This window comes from Cobetia sp. SIMBA_158, assembly GCF_046566945.1.
Classification (GTDB): domain Bacteria; phylum Pseudomonadota; class Gammaproteobacteria; order Pseudomonadales; family Halomonadaceae; genus Cobetia; species Cobetia amphilecti.
This window is the reverse complement of sequence record NZ_JAWJYL010001116.1, coordinates 1-235: the sequence shown is the minus strand read 5'-3', so window position 1 is coordinate 235 and position 235 is coordinate 1. Positions and strand designations below refer to the sequence as shown.

Sequence of the window (235 nt, the reverse complement as noted above, 5' to 3'; positions counted from 1 at the left end):
ACAGCCAGCCGCTAACTTCCTGCTGGCTGTAAAATTATCCTCTTCAGGAGGAGATATTTAACATCATTGCCGCCTGGGTGCGATTTTTCACTTCCAGACGGCGATACAGGGATTCCAGATGCGCTTTCACCGTTCCGGTACTGATATTCAGCGCTCTGCCGATCTCCTTATTTGATTCGCCCGCCGCTAACATGGTTAAAATCTCCCGCTGGCGGGCGCTTAACGATTTGAGATC

General features: G+C 50.6%; 1 protein-coding gene. It reads right to left on the bottom strand.

The features are described from left to right. Positions 1 to 43: 43 nt before the first annotated feature. The coding region (locus R2R70_RS23230) for a response regulator transcription factor (protein ID WP_323488598.1) at positions 44 to 235 on the bottom strand (192 nt) is incomplete at its 5' end.